General features: G+C 57.2%; 7 protein-coding genes. 3 read left to right on the forward strand and 4 right to left on the reverse strand.

Annotation, left to right across the window (positions count from 1 at the left end):
- Positions 1 to 870 (forward strand): GMP reductase (locus HP459_RS20445; RefSeq protein ID WP_171936740.1); only part of this gene is annotated, 870 nt, incomplete at its 5' end.
- Positions 871 to 903: 33 nt separating this feature from the next.
- Here the strand turns inward: HP459_RS20445 and hofC are convergent.
- The 4 genes from hofC to nadC all read right to left on the reverse strand — a co-directional run bounded on the left by hofC (position 904) and on the right by nadC (position 4,975).
- Positions 904 to 2,088, reverse strand: a complete 1,185-nt coding sequence (hofC, locus tag HP459_RS20450) for a protein transport protein HofC (RefSeq protein WP_171936741.1) — start codon at positions 2,086 to 2,088, stop codon at positions 904 to 906.
- Complete coding sequence (gene gspE, locus HP459_RS20455) at positions 2,078 to 3,457, reverse strand: type II secretion system protein GspE (RefSeq protein ID WP_171936742.1); 1,380 nt, start codon at positions 3,455 to 3,457, stop codon at positions 2,078 to 2,080. The genes hofC and gspE overlap by 11 nt, the downstream gene beginning before the upstream one ends.
- 12 nt (positions 3,458 to 3,469) lie before the next feature.
- A complete protein-coding gene (gene ppdD, locus HP459_RS20460; protein ID WP_023299332.1) occupies positions 3,470 to 3,907 on the reverse strand; it encodes a prepilin peptidase-dependent pilin in 438 nt (145 codons plus the stop codon).
- Between the two features lie 174 nt (positions 3,908 to 4,081).
- Positions 4,082 to 4,975: a carboxylating nicotinate-nucleotide diphosphorylase gene (gene nadC / locus HP459_RS20465; protein WP_022647058.1), complete on the reverse strand. Its 894-nt coding sequence runs from the start codon at positions 4,973 to 4,975 to the stop codon at positions 4,082 to 4,084.
- An 87-nt stretch (positions 4,976 to 5,062) separates the two neighbouring features.
- Here nadC and ampD point away from each other — a divergent pair, with 87 nt between their 5' ends.
- On the forward strand, positions 5,063 to 5,626 hold the full coding sequence (gene ampD, locus HP459_RS20470; RefSeq protein ID WP_022647059.1) for a 1,6-anhydro-N-acetylmuramyl-L-alanine amidase AmpD: 564 nt from the start codon (positions 5,063 to 5,065) through the stop codon (positions 5,624 to 5,626).
- On the forward strand, positions 5,623 to 6,181 hold a 559-nt coding region (gene ampE, locus HP459_RS20475; RefSeq protein ID WP_171936743.1), incomplete at its 3' end, for a beta-lactamase regulator AmpE. The genes ampD and ampE, both read left to right, overlap by 4 nt.

Consider the following 6,181-nt stretch of genomic DNA (forward strand, 5'->3'; position numbering starts at 1 on the left):
ACCTTCGAGATGGCGACCGCGCTGGCGCAATTCGACATCCTTACTGCGGTACATAAACACTACAGCCCTGAGGAGTGGAATGCGTTTGTCGCCTCCGCCTCGGCTGACGTGGTGAAGCATGTGATGGTCTCGACCGGTACGTCTGATGCAGATTTTGAGAAAACCAAACAGATCCTGAACGCCAATCCGGCGCTGAATTTTGTCTGCATTGACGTGGCAAATGGTTATTCCGAGCATTTCGTCCAGTTTGTCAGCAAGGCGCGTGAAGCCTGGCCAACCAAAACCATCATCGCGGGCAACGTGGTGACCGGTGAAATGTGTGAAGAGCTGATCCTCTCCGGGGCCGACATTGTGAAAGTGGGCATTGGCCCGGGCTCCGTTTGCACCACGCGCGTGAAAACCGGTGTGGGTTATCCGCAGCTGTCTGCGGTAATTGAATGCGCTGACGCCGCGCACGGTCTGGGCGGCCAGATCATCAGCGACGGTGGCTGCACCATGCCAGGCGATGTGGCGAAAGCCTTCGGCGGCGGCGCGGACTTCGTGATGCTCGGTGGCATGCTGGCCGGCCACGAAGAGAGCGGCGGTACCGTGGTGGAAGAGAACGGTGAGAAATTCATGCTGTTCTACGGAATGAGCTCTGAATCTGCGATGACCCGTCACGTGGGTGGTGTCGCGAAATACCGTGCGGCGGAAGGCAAAACCGTTAAGCTGCCACTGCGCGGCCCGGTCGAAAACACGGCGCGCGATATCCTCGGCGGTCTGCGTTCTGCCTGCACCTACGTGGGGGCTTCCCGCCTGAAAGAGCTGACGAAACGCACGACGTTTATCCGCGTTCAGGAGCAGGAAAACCGCGTATTTAATAGCCTCTGACGGCTACGGCTGGCGCGCGTCCGTGCGCCAGCATTACCCCGCGCTCATTGCGTCCCCCAGATGGAAAATTGGCAGATACATCGCCACCACCAGCGTGCCAATAATCAGACCTGTCACGACCAGTAGCAAAGGCTCAAGAAGCGCCGCCAGATTGTCTGCCTGCTGAAATGTCTGTTCCGTATGATGGCGGGCCAGATTCATCAGCATCACATCCAGTGAACCCGATACTTCTCCGGTGCGAATGAGCTGAATACACAGTGGCGTAAAAACAGAGGCCTTCTGGAAGGAGGACCACACGGGCATCCCCTGTTCGATATCGCTGCGTATCTCACGGAGTTTCTCCTGCCAGTAGCCACTCTCAACGGTCTCCTCCACACTCTCCACTCCTTGTAAAAAGGCAATCCCGGCCTGCTGGGTTAATGACAGCACTGTAAAAATTTGCCCCAGTTTTTGCCCACGCATCAGCGTGCCCATCACAGGTACATGTAACAGGACGTACTGCCAGCGCGGATGCCGCCGCAGCTTACAGGCGATGACAACCATTGCCACGAGCAGGGCCAAAAGGGTGAGCATATGCGCCTGAACCAGGGCCGCCAGCCTCATGACTGCCTGCGTGAGCAAAGGGAGCGGGGTGTTGAACGTTTTGTAGATTGCAGCAAACTCAGGCAACACCAGCGTGACCATCGCCAGCACCACGAAAACGGCCAGCGTCAGGATGATCAGCGGATAGCGCAGCGCTTTCTTCACCTTTGCACTGAGCTGCTGCTGGGATTTTTGCTGCAGCGCAAGCTGACGGCAGCAGGCTTCGAGCTTACCCGTCAGCTCACCCGTCTTCACCATCGAGACATAAAGGGGGCTAAACACCTCTGGCCATTTCTTCATGGCCTCTGACAGGGCGCAACCTTCGCTCAGGTCATCAGCAAGACTGTGCAGCAGCGCCTGCCAGTGCTTCAAAGGATGCTGTTCCGCCAGCATGTGCAGGCTTTGGGGCAGCGTGAGTCCGGCCTGTAGCAGCGTGGCGAGCTGGCGAAAAATATCGTAGCAGTGTTGCACCTGCCATCGGTGTCGCTGCTGGCAGCGTTTTAGCGCCAGCGGGTGCAGCTGTTTAAGCACCAGAGCCGTGTAAGCTGCGTTACGGTCGATGGCCCAGAGGGTGCCGGTTTGCACCTCCCCCTCGGTGGTCAGGGCACGCCAGCGCCAGAGCGAATTAGCAGCCATCGGGCATTCCCAGGACGCGTAACAGCTCTTCGAGCGTAGTCAGCCCTTGCTCTACGGTCATGCAGCCGTGCTCAAACAAAGAGGTCATTCCCGCCTGACGAGCGCTTGAACCAATCACCTCCGTGCTTGCTCCGCTGGCGATGGCCTGCCGCAGCGTGTCGTCGATGACGAGCACTTCAAAAATGGCTACGCGACCATAAAAACCGTGGTAGCAGCGTTCGCAACCGGTGGGTTGCCAGCGAGGAAGCGGCCGGGGCCACAGCGTGCGAGGTAATTCGGTGTGGCGGCTGGCTTCCTGTCGGCAGTACGGGCATAAACGACGCACCAGCCGCTGGGCAATCACCATCGAGAGCGCCGAAGAGATCATCCAGCGCGCGACGCCCATCTGTTGCAACCGTACCAGCGTTTCAGTCGTCGAATTAGTATGAAGGGTGGACAGCACCAGATGCCCGGTTTGCGCCGCCTTAATGGCAATTTCTGCCGTTTCGCCGTCACGAATTTCACCCACCATAATGATGTCAGGATCCTGCCTGAGCAGGGCACGCAGCACGCTCTGGAAGGTCAGCCCCGCGCGCGGATTAATCTGCGTCTGGTTTAAGCCTGCAAGCGGGATTTCAACGGGATCTTCCACGCTGCAAATATTAACGTCAGGGGTATTTCGCGCCTGTAACGCACTGTACAGCGTCACCGTTTTCCCGCTACCGGTCGGGCCGGTGACCAGAATCAACCCCTGAGGGCTGTTAAGCGCCCCGGCAAAACGGACCTGCTGGTCTGCACTCATCCCCAGCAGTTCAAGCTCCAGTGCCTGCTGTACCTGGTGAAGCAGACGAAGCACGATTTTTTCTCCACCGCTACAGGGAAGGGTTGCGATACGAAAAGAGACGGGGACGCTTGCCAGCTCCACCGTAAACTGACCGTCCTGCGGCAGGCGGCGCTCCGCAATATCCAGTTGGCCCAGCACCTTCAGGCGTGCGGCAAGCGTCGTACCGAGGGCGGCGGAAACCGGCGGTTGCGGGTAGAGAACACCGTCGATTCGCAAACGGATCTGGTAGCCGTGCTCAGTCGGTTCAATATGGATGTCAGAAGCCCGCTGGTTCACTGCCTGCTGCAACGTTGTACTGAGCACGTCAGCGGCTGAGTTTGGCACTATTCCCGGCAGGTGTGATGATGAGAGGGACTGAAGCCGTTTTTCCATCCGTTCGGCCGTCCAGCACTCAATATCAATACGTTTCTGCGTGGCGAAGCGTAACGCTTCCATCAGCTCAGAGGCAGGATTACCCACCACCGCAATGCTGATCATCTCGGTGTCGCTTGCGAGTAGCAGTGCGTGATGGCGCTGACAGAGCGTCATAAGCTGTTCGGTATTCATTGTCGACTCCTGTCAGTTGTTGTCGAAGCGGAAAACATCTTCACAGGCTTGTCTGAGCGCCGTGTCGGACGCAATGTTGCAGGCACGCGTCCAGCCCGTCATACCGTTACCGTCGCTCCAGATCGGTGTCATGAGCACTTCAAGTCCGTTAAGGCTTTCCTGCCCTGTTAACGATACGACCCCCTTCGCCACGCTCATCGCTGAAACGTAACGCGTGGTAGTCGGGGAGGGGATGCCATTGGTTCCTGCGTCGCAGCGATCCACACCACCACGATCCAGGGCGCAAAGCTCAATAGCGGTGCGGTAGGGAATGAACGTTTGCAGCATATCGGTGAGCGCTGCTTTTCGCAGGTAGTTCTGATAAGCCGGGATGCCAATCGCGCTCAGGATGGCAATAATGCCAATGACCACCATTAACTCAATCAGGGTAAATCCTTGTTGTCTGTTCATATCTGCTCCTTACGTTAAGTGGCGCTACTGTGGCAGTACCGGCGCGCAGAAACGAGGGGCAAAAGCGCGAACGTGAAAGGGCTTTCAGGGAAATGATTCAGTGTTGCAGAGAAGGACAGCGTAATTGCGAGCGGTTTCGTATTTCCCCTCTCCGGGCGGAGAGGGGAAGATCAGTTATTTGAAGCGCATCGAGAGGTCCAGGGCACGTACGTGCTTGGTCAGGGCGCCAACGGAGATATAATCGACGCCGGTTTCAGCAAATTCGCGGAGGGTGTCGAACGTCACGTTGCCGGACACCTCAAGTTGCGCCTGGCCGTTTGTGCGTTTGACCGCTTCACGCATCTGCTCCGTGTCGAAGTTATCGAGCATGATGATGTCAGCCCCCGCTTTAATGGCCTCGTCCAGCTCATCCAGCGTTTCCACTTCCACTTCGACCGGCACATCCGGATGCAGCCAGAAGGCTTTTTCCACGGCCTGACGTACCGAGCCAGAGGCAATAATGTGGTTCTCTTTGATCAGGAAGGCATCGGATAGCCCCAGACGATGGTTGGCGCCGCCACCGCAGAGCACGGCGTATTTCAGCGCGGTGCGCAGGCCCGGCAGGGTTTTACGGGTATCCAGTAGCTGCGTGCGGGTGCCTGCCAGCAGGTCAACGTAGCGGCGTACTTCACTGGCAACGCCAGAGAGCGTTTGCACAAAATTGAGCGCGGTGCGTTCACCGGTCAGCAAGACGCGGGACGGGCCGTCCAGCTCGAACAGTGGCTGATTTGCCGTGACCGCATCACCGTCCTCAACGTGCCATGTTACCTGCACCTCGTCACCCGCCAGCTGGGTAAAGACCTCCTCAACCCAGCGTTTGCCGCAGAAAACCCCCGCTTCGCGGGTGATGACTACCGCGTGCGACCGTGTCTCTTTTGGCAACAATTGGGCGGTAATATCGTTATCGGCGCTGACGTCACCGCCGAGGTCTTCTCTCAGGGCATGGGCAACGCTTGCCGGGATATCACTATTAATACGTTCCAGAAGCGCGTCACGTCGGTGGTCGGGGTTATAGCGGCGAGGCGGCATGATAAAACTCCAAATTGGTAACGAATCATAATATTGAAACATGCTACTCTGAACCGAGTAACAGCACCATAGATAAGGAGTTCCAGCATGTTGTTAGAAAACGGATGGCTGGTGGACGCGCGACATGTACCGTCGCCGCACCACGATTGCCGCCCGGAGGATGAAAAGCCCACACTGCTGGTGGTTCACAACATAAGTCTCCCGCCAGGTGAGTTTGGCGGTCCGTGGATCGACGCGTTATTCACAGGAACGATAGATCCCGATGCTCATCCTTACTTTGCTGAGATTGCGCATTTGCGCGTATCGGCGCACTGCCTGATCCGCCGTGATGGCGAAGTGGTTCAGTATGTTCCTTTTGATAAGCGAGCCTGGCATGCCGGCGTGTCGATGTATCAGGGGCGCGAACGGTGCAATGATTTCTCCATTGGAATTGAACTGGAAGGAACGGACACCACGCCTTACACCGATGCGCAATATCAGAAACTGGTTGCTGTGACGCAAACTTTAGTGGGGCTTTATCCCGCCATTGCAGACAATATTACGGGGCACAGCGACATCGCCCCCGAAAGAAAAACCGACCCCGGCCCGGCGTTTGACTGGTCCCGGTTTCACGCCATGCTTACCACGTCGTCAGATAAGGAGATAACATGACGTTGTTTACCATGCTGCTGGTTATGATCGCCGAACGCCTGTTTAAGCTCGGCGAGCACTGGCATCTGGATCATCGGCTGGAAGTGTTATTCCGCCGGATCAGGCATTTTTCCATGCTACGCACGCTGCTTATGATGGCAGGTGTGATGGTGATTACGTTCCTGTTGCTACGCTCACTTTACGGCCTCTTTTTCAACGTGCCGCTGCTGGTGGTATGGATACTGCTGGGCGTGTTGTGTATTGGCGCGGGCAAGGTGCGTTTGCACTATCACGCGTATCTGAAAGCTGCTTCCCGGGATGATGTCCACGCGCGCGGCGCGATGGCGAGCGAGCTGACGATGATCCACGGCGTACCGCCGGACTGCGATGAACGCGAATTTCTGCGCGAGCTACAAAACGCGCTGCTGTGGATTAACTTCCGTTACTACCTGGCGCCGCTGTTCTGGTTTGTGGTGGGTGGTCCATGGGGACCAGTACTGCTGATGGGCTATGCTTTTCTGCGCGCCTGGCAGACCTGGCTTGCCCGCTATCTTACGCCGCATGAACGTCTCCAGT

It is taken from the genome of Enterobacter sp. CM29, assembly GCF_013179605.1.
Classification (GTDB): domain Bacteria; phylum Pseudomonadota; class Gammaproteobacteria; order Enterobacterales; family Enterobacteriaceae; genus Enterobacter; species Enterobacter intestinihominis.